The 233-nt window shown below is 47.6% G+C and carries 1 protein-coding gene; it reads left to right on the top strand.

The genetic code is table 11. The features are described 5' to 3' along the window. Positions 1–18: 18 nt before the first annotated feature. The coding region (locus tag SB753_RS41755) for a hypothetical protein (protein WP_410805777.1) at positions 19–233 on the top strand (215 nt) is incomplete at its 3' end.

The raw sequence follows: 233 nt of genomic DNA, 5'->3' as shown, positions 1-233 counted from the left end.
ACCTTCATCGAAGCGAAGATGAAAAAGGCCTTCGCTGGCTCGACAAGGAACATTGATAAAACGGTCGAGTTTGCCGTGAAACACTTCTTTCAGAAGGCGTTTGACAAATTCATTGGTGAGTTTCAGCGAGATGAAAATGCCTCTCAGGCGATGTTCTTCGTAAAGGCTCTGGCAACACCTGGCATCCGAGCTTTAGCCGGACAGGAAGCCGCTCAGAATTACATGGCTGATAA

This window comes from Paraburkholderia sp. SIMBA_053 (assembly GCF_046534895.1).
In the GTDB taxonomy this organism is placed as follows: Bacteria; Pseudomonadota; Gammaproteobacteria; order Burkholderiales; family Burkholderiaceae; genus Paraburkholderia; species Paraburkholderia caledonica.
This window is presented reverse-complemented; position numbering and strand designations above follow the sequence as displayed.